At 52.5% G+C, this 20,268-nt stretch carries 17 protein-coding genes; 8 read left to right on the top strand and 9 right to left on the bottom strand.

Annotated features, from left to right (window positions below; translation table 11 throughout):
* Window positions 1-27 precede the first annotated feature (27 nt).
* Together HH215_RS22010 and HH215_RS22015 are read left to right on the top strand one after the other, a co-directional pair.
* A complete protein-coding gene (locus tag HH215_RS22010; protein ID WP_169281852.1) occupies window positions 28-1,869 on the top strand; it encodes a sensor histidine kinase in 1,842 nt (613 codons plus the stop codon).
* 2 nt (window positions 1,870-1,871) lie between these two features.
* Entirely contained in the window at window positions 1,872-3,437 is a 1,566-nt protein-coding gene (locus tag HH215_RS22015) for a response regulator (protein ID WP_169281853.1), read from the top strand.
* Between the two features lie 70 nt (window positions 3,438-3,507).
* On the opposite strand, the gene HH215_RS22020 is transcribed toward HH215_RS22015, so the two are convergent.
* From HH215_RS22020 to HH215_RS22040, 5 genes are all read right to left on the bottom strand, one after another.
* The gene (locus HH215_RS22020; RefSeq protein ID WP_169281854.1) at window positions 3,508-4,452 is read right to left on the bottom strand and encodes a nucleoside hydrolase; all 945 of its coding nucleotides are present in this window, start codon (window positions 4,450-4,452) and stop codon (window positions 3,508-3,510) included.
* On the bottom strand, window positions 4,449-5,408 hold the full coding sequence (gene rbsK / locus HH215_RS22025; RefSeq protein WP_217362235.1) for a ribokinase: 960 nt from the start codon (window positions 5,406-5,408) through the stop codon (window positions 4,449-4,451). The genes HH215_RS22020 and rbsK overlap by 4 nt, the downstream gene beginning before the upstream one ends.
* Window positions 5,409-5,647: 239 nt before the next feature.
* Window positions 5,648-6,091, bottom strand: coding sequence for an SRPBCC family protein (locus tag HH215_RS22030; protein WP_169281855.1), 444 nt, complete (start codon window positions 6,089-6,091; stop codon window positions 5,648-5,650).
* A gap of 2 nt (window positions 6,092-6,093) precedes the next feature.
* Entirely contained in the window at window positions 6,094-6,537 is a 444-nt protein-coding gene (locus HH215_RS22035; protein ID WP_169281856.1) for an SRPBCC family protein, read from the bottom strand.
* On the bottom strand, window positions 6,538-7,041 hold the full coding sequence (locus HH215_RS22040; protein ID WP_169281857.1) for a MerR family transcriptional regulator: 504 nt from the start codon (window positions 7,039-7,041) through the stop codon (window positions 6,538-6,540).
* 147 nt (window positions 7,042-7,188) lie between these two features.
* Between HH215_RS22040 and HH215_RS36475 the strand changes: the two genes are divergently transcribed.
* The 5 genes from HH215_RS36475 to HH215_RS22060 all read left to right on the top strand — a co-directional run bounded on the left by HH215_RS36475 (window position 7,189) and on the right by HH215_RS22060 (window position 13,458).
* The gene (locus tag HH215_RS36475; protein ID WP_254450183.1) at window positions 7,189-9,054 is read left to right on the top strand and encodes a sensor histidine kinase; all 1,866 of its coding nucleotides are present in this window, start codon (window positions 7,189-7,191) and stop codon (window positions 9,052-9,054) included.
* Window positions 8,937-10,283, top strand: a complete 1,347-nt coding sequence (locus HH215_RS36480) for an ATP-binding protein (RefSeq protein ID WP_254450596.1) — start codon at window positions 8,937-8,939, stop codon at window positions 10,281-10,283. The genes HH215_RS36475 and HH215_RS36480 overlap by 118 nt, the downstream gene beginning before the upstream one ends.
* Before the next feature lie 13 nt (window positions 10,284-10,296).
* Window positions 10,297-11,280 carry a GNAT family N-acetyltransferase gene (locus HH215_RS22050; protein ID WP_169281858.1) on the top strand — a complete coding sequence of 328 codons (984 nt, stop codon included), beginning with the start codon at window positions 10,297-10,299 and terminating at the stop codon, window positions 11,278-11,280.
* Between the two features lie 385 nt (window positions 11,281-11,665).
* On the top strand, window positions 11,666-12,385 hold the full coding sequence (locus HH215_RS22055; RefSeq protein WP_169281859.1) for a 3-ketoacyl-ACP reductase: 720 nt from the start codon (window positions 11,666-11,668) through the stop codon (window positions 12,383-12,385).
* 44 nt (window positions 12,386-12,429) lie between these two features.
* A complete protein-coding gene (locus HH215_RS22060) occupies window positions 12,430-13,458 on the top strand; it encodes an NADH:flavin oxidoreductase/NADH oxidase (RefSeq protein ID WP_169281860.1) in 1,029 nt (342 codons plus the stop codon).
* A 477-nt stretch (window positions 13,459-13,935) separates the two neighbouring features.
* On the opposite strand, the gene HH215_RS22065 is transcribed toward HH215_RS22060, so the two are convergent.
* From HH215_RS22065 to HH215_RS22075, 3 genes are all read right to left on the bottom strand, one after another.
* Complete coding sequence (locus HH215_RS22065; RefSeq protein ID WP_169281861.1) at window positions 13,936-14,835, bottom strand: DMT family transporter; 900 nt, start codon at window positions 14,833-14,835, stop codon at window positions 13,936-13,938.
* A 24-nt stretch (window positions 14,836-14,859) separates the two neighbouring features.
* A complete protein-coding gene (locus HH215_RS22070; protein WP_169281862.1) occupies window positions 14,860-15,720 on the bottom strand; it encodes an NAD-dependent epimerase/dehydratase family protein in 861 nt (286 codons plus the stop codon).
* 125 nt (window positions 15,721-15,845) lie between these two features.
* Window positions 15,846-17,936, bottom strand: coding sequence for an alpha/beta hydrolase fold domain-containing protein (locus tag HH215_RS22075; protein ID WP_169281863.1), 2,091 nt, complete (start codon window positions 17,934-17,936; stop codon window positions 15,846-15,848).
* Window positions 17,937-18,109: 173 nt separating this feature from the next.
* Between HH215_RS22075 and HH215_RS22080 the strand changes: the two genes are divergently transcribed.
* The gene (locus HH215_RS22080) at window positions 18,110-18,262 is read left to right on the top strand and encodes a hypothetical protein (RefSeq protein WP_169281864.1); all 153 of its coding nucleotides are present in this window, start codon (window positions 18,110-18,112) and stop codon (window positions 18,260-18,262) included.
* A 332-nt stretch (window positions 18,263-18,594) separates the two neighbouring features.
* Here HH215_RS22080 and HH215_RS22085 read toward each other — a convergent pair whose 3' ends face one another.
* Window positions 18,595-20,085, bottom strand: coding sequence for a DHA2 family efflux MFS transporter permease subunit (locus tag HH215_RS22085; RefSeq protein WP_169281865.1), 1,491 nt, complete (start codon window positions 20,083-20,085; stop codon window positions 18,595-18,597).
* Window positions 20,086-20,268 lie beyond the last annotated feature (183 nt).

Here is a 20,268-nt window from a genome sequence, read left to right on the forward strand (position 1 = left end):
AAAAATGCTAGGTCGGAGAAGATAAGAATGAAGTTTGCCTGGGGACTCAAAAACCGATTATTGGTCGCACTCCTGCTGCTCTCCCTCATTCCGATCGTCATCGTCGTCGTCGTAACGAACCGGAATTACGCCGCTCTCGTGGAGAGCCAAGTGAAGGAAGTCTCTCTTAACTTGCTGGACCGTTCTTCCATCCGGATGACGAACCGGCTCGAAGAGATCGGGAGGGTTTCCTCCTATCTAGCCTATAGGCAGACGTCCGACTCGGATACGGTGCTTTCCTTCCTCGGGCAGCATGCCGAGGGGAATAATATCCTCCCTTACGACCGGCTGCGCCATACGCGCGAGTTCAAGGCGGCAACCGAGAGCTTGTTGCTCAACCATGACTATATCGAAGGCCTTTACGTGTTCGCGGAAGACGGCACGGTATTCGCCAATACCAAAGGTTCCGAGCTCAAAACCGACTATCTCCCTCTTTCGTCTTCCTGGTACCGCGATACGATTCGCGCGAAAGGCAAGATGATCGTCGGGGAGGTCGAGCGTCAGGATTTTCTGCTATCAAGCAATCCATCCATCGCTTTCTCAAGAGCTCTGTACGAACCGGTAACCAATCGTCGGATCGGGGTCCTGCTTATTAATTGCAGCTTGAACCTCTTCGATGAGCTTAAGGAGGGAATGCTTGCCCAGCAACGGATTTTTCTCCTCAACGGCATTGGAAACCGGCTATTCGGAGAGGGCGAGTTCGTCGACAAATGGGCAACTGCCTCCGTTGGCGCCGGAAACCGAATAGACACCGGAAGCAACACCCTCGTTCTGAACAATACGTTCTCGGAATACGACTGGCATATGGTCATCGCCGTATCGCTGGACGCGGTTACCGGCGAAGCCCGGTCGACGTCCCGCTTCGCTTTGTGGCTTGGCGTCTGTTGGGCCATACTGGCGGTCGGTCTATCCCTCTGGATCGCGAATGCGTTCTCCAAGCCGGTCAACCTCATCGCCCAGATGATGAAGCGTTACCAGACCGGGCAATTTCCGCCCCGTCTCGAGCGCTACGAACGCAGAACGGATGAGATCGGCATTCTGTACAATCGCTACTTCATCATGCTGCAGGAGATCGATACGCTGATCCGCGAGCGGTACCACAATCAATTTATCGCAATGTCTTCCAAAATGAAAGCGCTTGAAGCGCAGATCAACTCCCACTTCCTGTTTAACACGCTGGCTACGATGAACAGCATCGCGGTACTCGAGGAAGTTCACAGCCTGTCGGCCATGTCCAAGGCGCTAGGCGACATGTTCCGGTACAGCATCAAGATCAACCGGGACTTGGTCATGCTCAAGGAGGAGCTTGGCCACGTCTACAATTACATGACGATCCAATCCTTTCGTTACGGGGATAAAATTCGTCTGGAAACGGAGATCCCGGAGAAGCTCGAAACATTCCCCATGCTGAAGCTGATTCTCCAGCCGATCGTGGAGAACGCCGTCTATCACGGCATCGAGAAGAAGAAAGGCCATGGCATCGTACGCATCCGCGCCTGGGAACAGGATGGCGGCATTAGCGTGGAAGTTCGGGACGACGGGGTCGGAATTCCTCCGGAACGGCTTACGGAAGTACGGGACATGCTGGGACGCCCGGCCGAACTCGAAGAGCTCCTTCCCGGCAAGAACGACTCCCGTTCCATCGGATTGTACAACGTCCATGCACGAATCGCTTTGTATTACGGCCCTCCCTACGGCATCGAGGTGGACAGTACCGAGAATCTGGGCACGACCGTCCGAATCCGGCTTCCCGCGACTCTGCTGAACCAAGGAGATTTTCTTGCCAACCGTGCCATTTCAAACGATAACCTTCTGAAGGGAGCGTCATAGCTATGTACAGATACGTGGTCATCGATGACGAGACGCTCATCCGCAAAGCGATCGTCAAAAAAATATCTACGCTCGGTCTCCCCCTCGCCTGGGTGGGAGAAGCCGAAGACGGCGAGGAAGGTTTGGCTCTGGTCGTGCGGGAACGTCCCGATATCATTCTAACCGATATGCGCATGCCGGTCATGGACGGCGTGTCGTTCTTGCATGCCGTAACCAAACAGTGCTCCGGAGCGCAGCTTATCGTCGTCAGCGGCTATTCGGATTTCGAGTATACGCGGGAGGCGATCACTTCCAGCGTCGCCGGCTATATTCTGAAGCCGTTCGACGACGAGGAGCTTCGCCAAGCTCTGGCGAAAGCGATCGACCGGATCGAACATGCTCGGCTGAATCGGAGGAACGCGATGGGGATCGAGCTCGAGCTCGATCTGGTGCGTTTCGCCGCATGGCTTTGCCGGCCTTCCGAAGATGACGCGTTTCCCCGTTCGGAGTCCTATTCTTCCGAACCGCTGCGCGGCCTGTTCTCGGCGAATTCCTTCGCCGTTGCCGTTCTCTTGGAGCCGGACTTTCCGGAGAACAAATCCGGCGGATCGTATCTCGGCAAGGAAGACGCGAGATTACCGGAAGGCTGCTTGCGATTCCCCCATCCCGATATGCCGGGAATCATTATTCTTATCAGCTCGGATGCGTTGTCCAGCAGACAGGCAGCGGCTACGAAAGTCAACGTCTGTCTGGCCGATTACGCCAGAAAGGCCGAGACGATCGCCGCCGTCAGCGGCGAATGCGACTCGGTGCAAGCTTTACCTCGCGCCTACCGGAGCGCCTTATCGCTGCTCGAATCTCGGCCATTCGGTCGAATGTCCGGCATCCATAAGATGCCGCCGGAACGAGTCGGCCTCGACGAGACCGCCGCGAACGGGACGGAATGGCGCTGGCCGCTCATCGAGGATTTCCTCTACGAGATGGAAGAAGGCAACGAAACGCAAGCCGTACGGATCGTCGAAGACTTGTTCGCCGCTTTCAGGATCGACGAAAGCTTTACGATGCGAGCGGTTAAGCGGATCTGCCGAACGCTGTACCATCGCATCGTCGAGCATCTCGGCTCCGTTCACGGAATCTCTCCGGATGCGCGGCTTGAAATGCCGCCGCTTCTTGGCCATATCCTCCATGCCGAATCGCTGGAGCAGCGCTTCCTGCAGTTCGTGCGGGACGTCGTCGGTCAAGTGCCCGGCCGAACGGCCAAAGCGGCGGTGCTATCGCAGCAGATCAAACAATACATCGACCGTCATTACGCGCAGCAGTTGACGTTGGAAGAAATCGCGGATCGTTTCTTTCTTCACCCCGTCTACCTGAGCGTGATGTTCAAGGAGAAGATGGGCGAGACGTTCCAAGATTATTTGCGCCGAATCCGCATGGAACGGGCCAAACATCTTCTGCTCACGACCAAATATCGCATCGATCGGATCTCCGTCATGATCGGCTACGAGAATACGAAGTATTTCTACAAAGTGTTCAAGAAGGAAACCGGCTTCACTCCGGCCGACTATCGACAACGGCAGATCAGCGTATAGCAGATGAGATGATAAGAGACCGCATCACGGCCATTTAGGCGGTATGCGGTCTCTCTTATCTTCCGAATATTCAAGGTAGCCGTACGAGTAGATCGTCGAGCAACTCCACGATCTGCTCCGGATCCATCTTCCGCGTCAAATAACCATGCCGCCCTTCAGGATGCGGCTCCCATCGGTTAGCTCCGCTCACGGGATCGACCTCGGCGCGGCCGCGAACCACATCCCAATAGTCGCTCGAGCCTTCCGCCGCGTACAGGACGGCCGTCAGATCCCAGCTCTCGCGAACGCCGCCTTCCCCGCCATACCATACATAACTTCTCCTCACGGGATGGTCGTCCGGCGTATCCATATGAAGCCGGCGGCCGGTACGAATCTCCGCGCCGATCTCGTAGCCGGTAAACGTGATGCCCGTAGGCCAATGTCCTACGACATAGGCTGCCGCTTCCGGATGCATCTCGAAATTCCACTCCTTGCCGTCGGGGAAACGGCCGCCCATGGCGACGAGATGCCGCGCTTTGCGCGCGACCAGCTCCGCACCGGACAAGCCGGAATGGCGATCGGGGCCGGACCGGAGCAAGTGCATCAGGTTGACGAGCGGTCCAATCGCCACGAAGACGATCGTATCGTCTTCCGCCTTCGATAGCAGCTCGCGATACAGATCGATTGCGTCGGGCGCCTCTTCCGTACCCGCATATCGGTTCGGATAACCCTGCGCGACTCCCTTGTTGTATTTTCCGTAGATCTCGTCGTCATCGAGGAAACCGGCAAGCCGTTTTAAGGTGCCTACGGGAATATCGCCCCTACCGAAATAACCGTTCAGCGCGTCGAGACAGCCGGCTCCCCAGCGGCTTGAAGTGCAGTGCGTCATGCCTACGATTTGAACTTTCCTCATTCTTTCAAGCGTGTGCAAGACGGCCACCGCTCCCGCATCGTCGCAATCGGGGCCGATATCCGTATCCAATAGAATCGGAACCGGCGTCCCCGGCGTCGGTCGGTATCCCATGCTCTCGGTCATTGCTTTATCCCCCGTCGATAAGTTTCCAGAAAACGATCCAATTCTTCCCTGGTCGGCATCGCCGATTGCGCGCCGACTTGCCGAACGGACAACGCGCCCACCGCGTTGCCGATTCGAACGGCTTCGTTAACCTCGAAGCCCGAAGCGAGCGCATACGCGAAGCCGGCATTGAAGGAATCTCCGGCTCCAGTCGTATCGATCGCCTGGGTCGGATAAGCGTCGATATGGGACAGCTCCGCATCCCGGATCAGGTATGCGCCGTTCTCGCCCGCTTTGGCGATCACCGTCCCGACGCCTCTTCGTATAAGCGACCCGGCCGCTTCTTTTAACTGGTAGACGTAACGGTCTTGCTTGCCCGCGTAATATCGGACCTCCGTCTCGTTCGGCGTCATGTAGTCGATATATCGGAAGATGGCTTCGGGCAATTGGGAAGCCGGCGCGGGGTCGAGGACGATCGTCTTTCCCGCTTGCTTCAGCCGTTTGACCGCATAAGCTACGGTGCCGATGGGAATCTCCAACTGGAACAGAAAAAGATCCGATTGGACGAGTTCCTCCCACATCGCGTCGATATCGGAAGTCTGCATGCAGCCGTTCGCGCCGGGAGAGACGACGATCTGGTTCTCCCCTTGCCTGTCGACCCAGATCATGGCCGTTCCCGTCGCCGCGCCTTTCTCCGTATGAATTCCGCTGACATCGACTCCGTTCATCCTCAGGTGACGAATGTAATCGTGCCCGTGAATGTCATCTCCTACCTTCCCTACCATCTTCACGTTGGCCCCTAACTTACCCAGAGCAATCGCCTGATTGCCCCCCTTGCCCCCGAAGTAAATAGAGTACCCGTCCGCCGTCAACGTCTCCCCGGGTTGCGGGAAACGTTCGACGGCCGCGACCATATCCACGTTCAAACTTCCGATTACGCATATGGATTTCATTAAGGCTGTCACGCTCTTTCTCATGGAATTGGCTCTTGGCGTTTACAGCCCCCATTATAGAAGAACGGGGGTCTACTATTTTAAGGACTTGCGGTACAATTTCCCAAGGTCGACGAGAAGGCGATCAATCACCTACTTACGCTTCCGAGCTTTGGCGCTTGCCGCCGTCCAATAGCTCTACCCCGTCACCCGAAGCCGTTGGAAAATAACAAATAGACCGTTCGGAGCCATTCATTGGCTTCAACGGTCTATATGGGGTAGAGCTAGGAGGCCAACTCCGACAGCAGCTTGCCAAGCCGGTCGAAGTTCTGTTCGTTGGCTTCGATGCAGTACGTCTTGGCTTCTTCGAACTCTTCTTTAAGTTTGAACCGTTGACGAAAGGTAACCCGGGTGCGACTTTCATCCAAGCCCTCGAAGGTAGCCACGACCCGAAACTCGTGACCGGATAGATGATCAAGGACGATCCGTTCCGACGGCACGATCTCAACAAAGACGCTATGATTCGGGTAATCCACGCCATTCGGTCCGTGCATAGTGAGCCGCCAAGTTCCGCCCGGCCTCATATCGCACTCGTGAAACGTATTCGTGAAGCCTTCCGGTCCCCACCATCGGGCTAGCCATTCGGGGGTTGTCCATGCCCGAAACGCGAGCTCCCGCGGAAAATCGAACACGCGCGAAGTTACGATCTCATTCTCGCCTGCCGACATTCTTATATCTCCCCTTCGACTACCTTGCCTAGTTCATCCATCATGACGTTTGTACCGTGTTCCCGTATTTCCGGCGTATCGTGTCCGTCGAAGAACGCGCCCTGCTCCGTGAAAATCAGCTTAGTGCCGCCCTCCACCTCGATAAGCTCGACTGTCGAGATAGAGACGGAGATGCGCGTGTCCCCCGAATCCAAGGAGTACGTATAGACGATGCGCCGATCCGGAACCAGTTCCTGATAGCTGGCGTCGAAGGTAAAGATCGGCCCTTCCGGCGGCCCGCCGCTGCTGTATTCGCGTCCTCCGACCCGAAATTCGAAGATGTCCGCCTTCGAGAACCATTTGGCTTTGGTAGCCGGGTCGGCCCAAGCGCGGTAAACCCGCTCCGGCGAAGCGGCGTAAGTCCTCTCGACAGTGAAAGTCGCATGCTTGACGAATCGTTCGTTCATTTATTTTTCCTCCTTAGGGTTCGGTATTCCGCTTTCTTCGGCAAGATAATCTCCCAATAGATCCAAATTTCTTTCCCAACTCGCTTGCCTTTCAAGGACGGGCTTCTCGAATTCCATTTTCATCGCTTGCAAGAGGCTTGCGAAATCTTCAACCGTTAATCGCGCTTTGCCCTGCAATAACTTGGATACATGTCCGAGCTGTTCCAACCGTTTCTGCTGCTGCTTGATCTGCTCTTTAATTCGGCCGATCTGCAAGTTCACGATCTCAAGCGGACTGATCCGCCCGCCGGCTAAAGCCGACTTAATCTCCTCGAGAGATAAACCCAGCTCCTTAAGCGATAGGATCTGGTGTAAGCGCGACAAGTCCGTCTCACTGTACAGCCTATGGCCGGATTCCGTCTGAGCGGATGGGGAGAACAACCCGATTTGATCGTAAAAGCGCAAGGTTCGTACGGTTATCCCCGTCAGCTTGGCGAGGTCCCCGACCTTCCATTGTCTCTTCATTCACCATCTCCGTTCTGTGGCGCTAACGATATACCGGTAGCCTTATTATAAAACCTTACGTTACGTAAGGTGCAAGCGAAATCTCTTCGAGAGGATCGGATCCCCGGTCTCAAGAGGAATACTTCCGTTCATGTCGAAATAAGAGATATGATGAAAACAAGTAAAATATGGATAATTTCAGCGCTGTTCTTGGCAGCGTTAATGGGATTCCGTTTGGTGTGGCTGCAATATAACTCGGCTTCCCATTCTCCGGTTGCGATTGAGGGCGTATTGGACTTGCGGGGCTGGGATTCTCTGACCGATCATTCCCTTCCGCTAGACGGGGAATGGGAGTTCTACCCCGGTAAGCTCTTTTATCCGGATGGACGATCTTCGTCCGATACGCTTTCTCCGAGCGGATGGATTCAGGTTCCGAGCAGTTGGACGTTCGATGATCGGCCCTACGGCAACGATAAATACGGCTTCGGCACTTATCGTTTAACGATTCTCGTGGATCCCGACAAAGAAAATTCCTACGGCATCCGCGTACCGACCAGTATGAGCTCATCGGAAGTATATATCAACGAACGGTCCATCGGCCGTTCCGGACAACCTGCCGCGAGCAAAGAGAACTATATGCCGTTAGACGTTCCTTATACGGCGTACTTTACTTTGAAGGACGAGAGCAAGATCGAACTCGTCATCCAAGTCGCGAATTTCGATAACCCCCGCAATGGAGGAATCTTGCGTTCGATTCATTTCGGACCGGAAAACACACTTAGAGCCGACTTGGGCTTTTCCAGAGATATGGTTTGGGTAGCTTGCGTCGCTTATGCGATTCACGTTCTGTACGGCTTTATCTTATATTTGGTGGGAGGCCGGGACAAGAAACTTATTTATTTCTCCCTTATGATCGCATGCATTATTCTCGCGACGCTGATGGACGGCGATAGATTATTGTATACATGGGTTCCTTTCACGTTAGAGTGGGGGCTGAAGTTCATTTATCTCGCTCTCCTATTAGGAGGATACCTGCTGCATCAGTTAATCAAAGATAAGTTGCCGATATGGCTGCGGCGCCGCCTTTCTCTGGCATATGAGCTAGTATGCGGCATAGCGTTTTTATCCGTATTAGTCTTGCCGTTACCCGCGGTACTGTCATTGGAAGGCTTGTATTTCATTCTCATGTTCATCCCGTGCCTTGGGATGCCGGTCATGCTGTACAGATCGACGTCCAGAATAGACAAGAACAACATTTTCTTGCTCTTGGCTGCCATCGCGGCGATCAACAGCTTAATATGGCTTTTCATTCTCAATACGTTCCGCATCGAGATGATCTCCTATCCTTTCGATCTCATCATCGCGATGATTTGTTTTTCGGCATTCTGGTTCAAGCGCTTCTTCCGATTATCGGAGCAATCTCATCGATTGGCAGATACGCTTCGGCAGGCGGACAAGCAAAAAGACGATTTCCTGTCTACCGTCGCCCATGAATTGCGTAATCCTCTGCACGGCATGATTAACATTTCGCAATCGGTATCGGAGAGAGAGTTAGGCAAGATTGACGGGAAAAGCGCCAACGACCTGAAGATGCTCGTCCAAGTCGGGCGGCGAATGTCGTATATCTTGAACGATCTGCTGGATATGGCCCGATTGAAGGAAAACCGGATCAGCCTCAATCTCATCGGCGCATCCGCGCATGGCATAACATCAAGCGTCATCGATACGCTTCGCTTTATGACGGAAGGCAAACAGATCCGCCTGATTAACCGGATACCGGGCGACTTCCCTCTTGTTCACGCCGACGAGAACAGACTGAATCAAATCCTGTTCAATCTCTTGCACAACGCCGTGAAATACTCGAATGCCGGCGAGGTAACGGTAGATGCGAAAGTTTTGGATGGATGGGCTTGCGTATCCGTTGCGGATACGGGCATCGGAATGGATGCGGAGATGCTGGGCAGAGTATTCGAGCCTTACGAGCAAGCCTCGTCGGACGGGGCTGCGCTAAGGGCGGATTCGGACTGGGGCTGAGCATATGCAAACAATTAGTCGAATTGCATGGGGGAACTCTGACGGTCCGCTCCAACCCGAATGAAGGCTCCGTATTCTCATTTACATTAAGACTCGCCGAAGGGGGCGCCGAACCCTCGGCGACATCTCTAATAGCGGCGACCGCTATCTCGTCTGAAGGCGACAATACGGGCGACAACCTGACGGAACCTTATTCCGAACAGATTCATAACCCGCCTCCCGACCGAATTCGATTGCTGGCCGTCGATGACGATCCCGTTAACCTGAATGTTCTCAGAACGATTTTCGCGGACGAGATCTATGAAGTCGTTCCGGCGATCAACGGCCAAGAAGCTCTTACGCTATTGGAAACCGACGATTGGGATTTGGTCATTTCCGATGTTACCATGCCGATCATGTCCGGGTACGAACTGACCGCGCGAATTCGCGAGCGGTTTTCCATCTCGGAGCTCCCCGTGCTGCTCTTGACGGCGAGCAATCAGGATAAGGACATCGAGGCCGGGTTTCTGTCCGGCGCCAACGACTACGTCACCAAGCCGGTGAATGCGACCGAGCTTAGGATCAGGGTCAGAGCGTTAACGAATCTGAGGAAATCGGTGAACGAACGATTACGGATGGAAGCGGCATTGCTGCAAGCTCAGATCAAGCCCCATTTTATGATCAATACGTTTAATGCGGTATCCGCTCTTAGCAAGATCGACACGAACAAAATGGATATTCTCGTCGAGGAACTAACCCATTATTACAGGCTTGGCATCGATTTTCGGAATTCCGACCGAGCGGTACCTCTTGATCGAGAACTTAAGCTCATCCGTTCTTACTTGTATATCCAAAAAGAGCGCTTCGAGGAAAGACTTCAGGCCGTTTGGGAAGTCGATGCCGGCGTGGATGGCGTGAACGTCTTCATTCCTCCGTTAACGATTCAGCCTCTTGTCGATAATGCCGTTACGCATGGCCTATTAAAGAGGAACGCGGGCGGGGAAGTCCGAATTCGAATTACCGATCTCGGCGGGGAAGTCGAGATTCGCATCTCCGATAACGGCGTAGGAATCGATGAAGGAACGCTCGAGCATATCTTGGACAGACGGACGACCGGGCGTTCCGGAATCGGACTGCTGAATACCGATCGGCGATTAAAACAGTTTGGCGGCAGCGGCCTGAAAGTCGAGAGTCGATTGGGTTTCGGAACCTCGGTCTCGTTCACCGTTGCTAAGCTATACAAACCGTAGAGGAGCCGGAGATATGAATTATTCGATTCGCAAGCTGCGTCACCCGGATGACTATGCCGCCGTGGCACCGCTACTCAATCTGGTTTGGTCGGAGCCTACGACAGCCGATCAGCTCCGGGCAGACGAGGAAAAAATTCCTCCAGGCCAATTGCATTACGACGAAGAAGGCAAGCTAATGGGATGGGATCGTCCAAAATGGGTCGCCGAAGACGAGCATGGCCAAGTGGTAGCCTACGCGATCGCATGGAGAGCGCCTTGGACGGAAGCCGGGACCTTGATTCATAATCTTGTCGTACAGCCGGAGCTCCGAGGCATTGGAATAGGCCAGGCATTATATGCCGTGCTGCTGGAATGGGCGATGGAAGTCAAAGCCTCGCGTCTCATCGAGCACATGCGGGAATCGGATGAACCGTCGATCGCTTTTGCGGAGCACCGCGGCTACGTCAAGGAACGCCATACCTTCGAATCCGTGCTGGATTTGGGATCGTTTAAATTCGACGAGAAACTAAGCGCCTCTATTGCCGAAGCGGAGCGCAGCGGCATACGTTTCGTTACGTTGTCGGAGGAGCCCGGCGAAGAAAACGAGAGAAAACTCCATGAGTTATATAAAGTCACTCACTTCGATATCCCGGGCCACACCGGAGATTACCCTTGGTTCGAGGAATGGAGAAAATGGAGCCTCGATCAGCCGGGCTTCCGTCCCGAGTGGATCCATATCGCCAAAGACGGAGACCGTTACATAGGTGTCGTCACCTTGCTGCATAACGAGCAAACGCAAGCCATGTATCATGATTACACCGGGGTTTTGCTGGAATATCGCGGACGTCGGATCGCTCTCGCCTTGAAGTTGCTCGGAATACGATCCGCGCTTGCGAGCGGAGCCCCGTATATGAAAACGCACAACGACTCGATGAACGTCCCGATGCTGCGGATCAACCGCGATTTACTCGGATTCCGGGCGGAGCCGGGAAATTATAAAATGGTTCGCGAGCTTTAGGGGCTCTTCACATCAAGCTCGACAAAAGGCACCCTCCCGGGTGCCTTCGTCATGGTTTCGCCGTTATTCCAGATTAGAATGCCTGCCTGCCGTCCGATCGAGGATATGCATCATTCGGTCGCTCAACCGGCTGATGGAAATTCAATGGATTTATAGTTTCTGCTTAGGTCACCCTAACGGTGAAATAACGGATTCTCTGTCCGCAGACCCCCTATTGGAAGCAGATTTCTACCACATTTCCTAACATGCATATAGATACTAACTTACTTTTAGGTAGCAACTTGCGATTAGTTGAATTATCCTTAATAATAGTGGGACAACCTACGGTTGCAACGAAGACACCTTAGGGTCGTTTTCATGAATAGAGAAATAAGGAGAGATTGACATGACCTTACACAATAGTACTGCGATCATTACGGGAGCCGGAAAAGGAATCGGTAAAGCGACTGCCATTGCCTTGGCCAAAGAGGGCGTTAATCTCGGATTGCTTGCACGGAGCCGTTCCGACCTCGAATCCCTTCAACAACAATTGACAAGCTCCTACGGCATCAAGGTAAGCATCGCCCCTGCCGATATTTCGAACAGATCGGAAGCGGAAGGCGCAGTGAAAAAGCTAATCGGCGAATTGGGCTCCCTTGATATTGTGATCAATAATGCCGGAACCGCTCAGTTCGGCACGGTGGCCGATATGGATCCGGATCACTGGGAACAAATCATTCAAACCAACCTGATGGGCACTTATTACGTAACTCGCGCCGCGCTGCCAACCCTCTTGAATCAGAAGAGCGGAAGTATCATTAACATCGCCTCGACGGCAGGAGAACGAGGCTTTGCCACCGGCTCCGCCTATTGCGCCTCGAAGTTCGCCGTTATCGGACTAACGGAATCGCTTATGCAGGAGGTTCGCAAGTCGAACATCCGCGTCACCGCGCTTACGCCGTCTACCGTGAATACGGAATTAGCCGTCAAAACCGGACTGCCTATCGGCGACGAGGATCGAATGATGCAAGCGGAAGACGTAGCCGAGCTCATCTTGGCCGCATTGAAATTACCGCAACGCGTTTTCCTGAAAACGGCCGGAATCTGGACAACGAACCCGCAATAACCATGAGCTAAAGCTAAAAAATACCTTCTACAGAGGTGATGACTATGCGTCAGAAATTGTTCTCTTCGTATGATCTGAAGGGCTTGCACCTCAGTAATCGCGTCGTCATGGCGCCCATGTGCCAGTATTCCGTCAAGGCCAAGGACGGAAAGCCGAACGAATGGCATTATGTTCACTATCTCAGCCGCGCGATTGGCGGAACAGGACTCATTATCATGGAGATGACGGATGTGGATCCCGATGGCCGAATTACGGATTTCGACCTAGGCTTGTGGTCGGATGAGCAGATTCCGGCATTCGCCCGAATCATCGACGGCGTCCACTCGCATAACGGCAAAATCGGGGTTCAAATCGCTCATGCCGGACGCAAAGCGGAAGACGCGGCCATACCCGTTGCCCCATCCGCGATCCCATTCCCAGGCTCCACGTACAAAATGCCGCGCGCCCTTACGACCGAAGAAGTTCGGAACGTCGTCCAACAATTCGCCGAGGCGGCTCGCCGTGCCGTCGAGGCCGGCGTAGATACGATCGAGCTTCATGGAGCTCACGGCTACTTAATCCATCAATTCCAATCGCCGCTAACCAACCAAAGAGACGATATCTACGGCCAAGATTTTGCCCGCTTCGGCGTAGAAGTCATTCAAGCCGTCAAAAAAGCAATGCCGGCGGATATGCCGCTCCTCTTCCGCATCTCCGCGGTCGAATATGCCGATGGCGGATACGATATCGATCATGCCATCGAGTTATCCAAAGCCTACCATGCCGCAGGCGTGGATGCGTTCCACGTTAGTTCAGGCGGGGAAGGACCCGCCGGAGAGAGGAAGCCGGGCAACTACCCGGGTTATCAAGTCCCGTTCGCGCGCGAAATCCGCGCAGCGGTCAATGTACCCGTCATCGCGGTCGGGATGCTCGAGGATCCGGCGCTTGCGGAATCCGTTATCGGCAGCGAAGATGCAGACTTCGTCGCGATTGCCCGGGGTTTGCTACGCGATCCGTATTGGGCTACTCATGCGGCCATTGCGCTTCGCAATGAACCGGACCGCATTCCGGTCCAATACAAACGCGCTTATTGAATGACTCGCAAAATAACCAAAAGACCGTTTAATGCCTATCGCAGGCTTAAACGGTCTTTTCGTAGTTCATCCCGTTGGAGTCGATGACCATGAGGAGGGCGATCCACTATAATAGAAAATAACGTGTCATATCTTATGATGGAGAGGAACGTACGATCTACGGGTCGGGAAAAATCCTCTACGATTCGGTCGCCTGACCAGGAATGTTCGTCTATCCCAAGGCACTAAGTGTATAAGATACACTTAGATTCCTCGAAACTCTGCACCTTCAACATCTAAGTGGAAAATATACAACTAATTGGCGGTTCATAGTCTCAATTCGAGCAAAACGTTCAAACTAGTTGCATATTTTACATCTCGTTCATTATTCGAGTAGAACTCACCAACACCTAAGTGTAACTTTTACACTTAAATGTTAGTGAGTGCGGTCGCTTCCATTTTTTACTTTGGAATTCAGGACGAAGGCCGCTTCAACCGCTACTTGGAATGCACGTACGCGGAAGGCTTCTTGACGTTTCGCCGCGGCATCGGAAAGTTCAACATTAAGATCCCTGCCACGAAGATTAACGTACCGCCGATAATGTAGATAGTGATAGGGTCTCGGAAAAACAAATAAGACCATAATATCGTAAAAAGGACGGTACAGTTGCCGACAATCGCCACGACCGCTAAGGGCACCCGCTTGATCGCTTCCGCGAACCAGAAAAAGCTAAGGCCCGTAATGACGCCAAGCAGCACCAGAGCCCCCCACGCCCACACCGTTATCGGGCCGATAAATCCATGAGATTGGATCGGAATCGGAACGACGACGATTAATGTACTCATTAAGAAGACGGATAAGTTCATGTTGCCGTTGTCCATCGTCTTAAGGAGCATCCGCTGGCTTAATACGTGTACGGCAGCGCCGATACCCGCAAGCGTGAACAACAGCGTCGTCAGGCCGCCGCCTTGCGCAAGCTCGTTAAGCGGCGTACCGTTCCAACCGACAACGATAACTCCGGCAACGCAGAATGCGGCGGCCATCCAACCGCGGGTCGATATTTTCTCCTTAAACAACAGGCCAGCCGCAAGCATAAGAACGACGGTCTGAACAGGTTGAACGAGAATGTTGCCGTAGGAGTATCCGATTTTTAACGCTATGTTCTCCGCCACATAGTTAGCCGCTTTCCCGATCGCGCCTATCCATATCCATTTCATCCCCAAACGGATCTGAACTTTACCATCGCGGATAAACAAATAGATGACCAGACAGATGACGCCGAAAAAGAAACGAGCGAACGAAATGATGGAGCTGTCCACCATCGTCGACGCGGTTTTGACAAGTACCCCGACAAAGCTCCATGCCAACGTCGCTAGCAGGAGCAGAATATAACTCAAGAAGGTACACCTTCTTCGCTTCGATTAATTACCGAGCTGCTCGCGCCACTTGTATTTCGGTTCCCAGCCGAGCAGCTTCATTGCTTTCTCGCTATTGAGCAACGCTTCATGCCCCTCGAGCGGTGCGCGGAAATCGGTCACTTCCGGATACCGCGCGGCCATCAGCTCGCGGCTTGGAACGGCCATGCTGGTCTCGTTCGATCCGAGATTCAGCGCAACGGAGCCGAGTCCTTCCGCTTCAATCGCAAGACGGCACGCTTCGGCCGCGTCGCGAGTATCGATGTAGCTCCACAGAATCCGTTCGCGCTCCTCCGGGTTATTGATCCACGACGGGAATCGTTCGTACCACTCCGGCGGAATCACGTTGCCTAGACGCAGCGACACGATTTGAATGCCTGATCTGCGGTAGAACATATCCGCGGTCAACTCGCCCACGACCTTGGACAAACCGTAGCTGTCCTGCGGCAGTTGCGGATGCGCTTCATCCATCGGGACGTATTGCGGACCGAACGGATGGACAGCGAAGCAAATCCCGTACGAGGATTCGCTGGAGGCGATAACCGCTTTCTTGATCCCGAGTCCCGAAGCCGCTTCCAAAACATGATAAGTTGACATTACGTTGTTGCGGAAAGTCACTTCCGGCGGCACCATACCCGCTCTCGGAATCGCAGCCATGTGTACGACGGCATCCGCACCCGCCAGCGCGCCGTAAGTTTGACCCAAATCTTCAAGATCCACGATAAGCGTAGGGCACAACGGCTCCTCCGGTTGGCGCGTATCGACGTTTAGCACCTCATACCCATGTTCGACCAAATGCTTGACGACCCAGCGGCCCAACATCCCGCTACCGCCGGTTACGACTACTTTCTTTGCTTTATTAGTCATCGAAATCTTAACCTCCCTATCTTGGATGCTCGAACGAACGACAGGTATAGATTAGCAGACTTCGTTTATTCGGTAAACAATCAAATCGGTTCGTCCCTTCGCCGCTGCGGATTTCCCTAGAACGTTCAAGGATTGCTTATCAAGAAGAGGTCCCCGAACGCTTCCTCATCCTTGTAACCGATCCCGCCATTATACTCTATCCATCCTCGCCTTATTCCGTCGTCATTGTCATTGCAGAGCAGAGAGAACTTCAGATGCATACCGGTAGACACTTCGAAAATGCCGAGCTCCACCCATGGGACGGCAACTTCATAGACGGTTTTGTTGCCCGACCGCGAAATCGCTTGATCCAGCAAAATAACCTCGCCCATATCAATTCCTTGCGGCGCAGCCCATCGCCAATTCGCCATCGATCCGTCCTGATGGAGGGCGACCCCGATTTCGTTGGTACCCGTTGCCTTGCCGTCCGAATCGATCATGCTGAATGCAAACTGCATGCTGTCTCCTTGCCAAATGTCTCCTCCCGTATTCTGTTGCACGTGTTTGTCGTCCGTCATTTCCAAACCGATGTACACGTTATTCTCGTCCCAAGAAATATATCCGGTTCCCCCTAGATCTTCGACTCCGTTCCAGTCCGGAATTTGTACCTGCTCCTCTTGGTTCAATGCAAACGTAGTTTGATCCTTCCACTCCTCCAGCGAACCGTCGATTTGAATTTCTCTTTTCTGCGGCAAGGAGAGAAGCACGTTTTTTGAATCCGTGGTTTCTAAGGCAAAATCCCCATTTGGTTTGGCAAAACTTACGGTAGGACGATCTTCCATATAAAAAGGCAATTCTATCGTTTGCGTCTGTCCGGAAGTCAACGAATCAATGGCAAATTGATCGTCTTGGACACCATCCGCCGACTGGCGCTTGATATGAAGTTGCCCGGTTTGATCGGATAGGGATGAGTTTAGAACCACGGCTTGGGTATGAATTTGCTTCGAATTAACGTCATAGTAGGTATTGAAAGTGATACTCAGCGGATCTACAACCTTCACGTAGGCTGAAATGGAAGTCATCTTGGACGTTTCCTGTTCCGACTTCGGCGTCATTACGATAGGGTAAATTCCCGAAACCGCATTGTCCGGCACCTTAACGCTCAGCTCAATATCCGACTTAGGTTCGAATGCAGAGTCGCTCGCAAGTTTCCAACCCTCCGGAAGCTGCATATTGATTTGACCCTTAACATCCGTTTGGGTTGGCTGCCGTTTAAGCCGAACCACCACGGAATCTCCTGCCGATGCGCGCAATCCTGAAGTCTCCGTTAAATACGTTTTATCGGACCTATCCATCGTATTGCGCATGAAGTGAGAAGTTGAAGCGACTATCGAATCCCAGTATTTCGAATTCGTATAGTTATGGCCTACGCCTTCCATCGTCAGAAAGTCGTAATACACCCCTTGATCCCGTAAAATACCGGATAACCTCTCGCTCGATTGATAAGGAACCGTGTTATCTTTCGTACCGTGAATCAGAATCATTGGCGGAAACTTAGCATTCTTAACATTCTCGAACATCGGGCCATAGATATCGATAATGGCAAAGATGCCGTACTGGTTCCGATTGCCATCCCTTAGAAACTCGTTGGCAAAGTTTATCGCCAACGATCCCCCTGCAGAATCGCCTCCGATAGCTATCCGGTTATGATCCATACGATACTCGCTTTGGTACTCTTTGATCCAATCCAACACACTCTTCACATCATCCATCGCGTCGTTCAACGTTCCGCCGAAATCCTGGAAAGGCTCATCGCGGAGACGATAGTTCGCGGATAGAACCACATACCCTCGACTGGCCCATTCGTTCGATATTTTCGCCGCATCCCTTTTGTCGCCCGCGCTGAAACCTCCGCCATGAAAGAAAACAACGACCGGGCGCATCGGCAAGGCATCGTTCTCAGGCTCGTAAAGATCAAGCGCAAGATTCTCTTGCTCCATCCGGAAATTCTCTTTCGTCCCATAGATGAGATCTTCATGCGCTTTAACCGTAAATTGCGACTCTAGAAATCTAAGGTCGTCCGTCTTCGCTTGTACCGGGACTGAAGAAACCGTAGCCGGCTGTACATCCGTTTGCTCATTCTTGGCTTCTTTCCCGCTCCCCTGCGAGTAGAAGATCGCCGCAACCGCCAAAACAATCAAACAAACGAAGAAATAGAACGCCCCTCTATTACGCATTACACAACCATCCTCTCAAATGACTGCAATACGATTTAACAGCATCTCCAATCTAATTACATAGTTCCATAATATGGAATAAAGGTCAACATCGCGTTTTCTTCCGTTGTATAAAATTTTCCATTCGAGACATCCTAACCCTTGTGCAAACTTATATGACGGAGGGAATCCCTATGAACAACAATAATCAAGATCAGCAATCGAAAGCCGAAGTACAGACGACTCCTCTGAACAAACTGCCCGTTCCGGGAGAGGACGACACGGAGTTTTCCGCGGAAGAAGCCGCCGATGCCTTCGAACAAAACGATTCGGCTAACGAAGAATAACGCGAAAGGGGCTGTACCGACGACGGTACGGCCCCTTCCGCACTAAAGATTCTATTATTTCAATCTATTGATATGAAAATGATGCAGGAACCGTTGAATAAACATTTTGGACGCTTGCGAGCCTTTATTCGTCTCGGAACGAGCCCATCCTAATTGAATCGGATCTTGTCCCAAGTTCCGAAGAATCCAGCTTTATCACCGGCGCGGAAATTGTCATCGATGGCGGAATGACCGCTTAAGTTCGCAACTTGAACAAAAGCTATGCATAACGCAAGGGGGATCCTCTATTTAGAGAATCCCCCTTGCTCGTTTAACTCTTCAATATCCGCTTCTTACGCTTCCCTAACTCTAGAAGGATTCGGAGCTTTCCCGGTTTCGGCTTCCTCCGCATTCCCCGTACGTTTAATGAAGAAGGAAAGCAGCAAACCGACTAATCCGATTCCGATGATAACCAGGTACGCATCATTGATCCCCTGGATAGTCGCCTCCATCAACATATGCTCCTTAGTCCCCGTGCCGCCCGCGGCGATCGTATCCTGAAGATGGCCCTTCGTGCTGGTCGTCATCACCGTGACGAGCAAAGCGGTACCTATCCCGCCGGCCACCTGTTTGATGGTGTTGGAGATGGCCGTACCATGCGCGTTCAGTCTTGCCGGCAATTGGTTCAGACCGGCCGTCGTGATCGGCATCAAGAACATCGCCATACCGAAGCGTCGGCCCGTGGACATCAGAACCAAATACGTATAGCTGGTGGAATCGGTCAGATTAACGAATCCGATCGTGGTCAAGATCGTAATCGCCATACCGATAATAGACAACCATTTCGCTCCGAACCGGTCGAATAGCTTCCCGGTTATCGGCATCATGATCCCCATCAGAAGCGCCCCGGGGAGCATCAGCAGTCCGGACTCCATGGCCGTATATCCGCGTGCGCTTTGCAAATACAGCGGAAGCAGCATCATATCCGCATACATGACCATCGTAACCACAATATTAATAACGGTCGTCAGGGAGAACATGCTGTATTTAAACGCTCTGAGATCGAGAAGAGGGCTCTTGGAAACCAGTTGTCTCCACGTGAACAAGATCAGGGCGACAACGCCAGCCACAATAGACACGATCACTTCCGTGCTAGACCAACCTTTGCTTCCCGCGCTGCTGAAGCCGTAAAGAACGGCGCCGAATCCGATCGTCGAGAGGATAACGCCCACAATATCAATTTTAGGATAGCTTCGTTCGGACGCGTTTTTCAAATAAATAAACGCGACGGCTATAACAATAACGACAAATGGAATCATTCCGTAGAACATCGTACGCCAGGAATAATGCTCCATAATATATCCGGCAAGCGTAGGCCCGATAGCCGGGGCGAAAATAATGGCGAAACCGACCATTCCCATAGCGGCACCGCGTTTGTCGGGAGGGAAAATGGTCAAGACGACGTTCATCAGCAACGGCATGATAATACCGGCTCCAGCAGCTTGAATCAAGCGGCCCGTCAGCAAAATGTCGAAGTTAGGCGCGACTGCCGAAACAATCGTTCCAAGGAGAAAAATAATCATGGAAGTCTGGAAAAGCTCGCGGGTCGTAAAACGTTGCATGAGAAACGCGGTGATCGGAATAAGAACTCCGTTGACCAACATGTAGCCGGTTGTCAGCCATTGAGCCGTAGACGCCGCAATGTCAAAGTCGACCATTAGTTCCGGCATTGCCACGCTCATAATGGTCTGATTCAGAACGGCGATGAACGCTCCCAGAATCATGACGAACAACAGGGGACCTTTCTTAATGGAGCTACTGTCAAAAGCCGAGTGATTACTCATGATGCTCAATCCTTTCAATTTTTAAGCTGAACTAATTAACACTTTGTAGTATAATAAACTCGATGTTTAAGATTATATTTCATTTAAGCTCGATTTCACAAACAACAGTAATCTGAAAAACGTTTATTAGTTTACATCCGAGCGAAATCTGGAGTCTAAGCGGAGAATAAACGACAGATTAGG

The organism is Cohnella herbarum (assembly GCF_012849095.1).
GTDB lineage: Bacteria > Bacillota > Bacilli > Paenibacillales > Paenibacillaceae > Cohnella > Cohnella herbarum.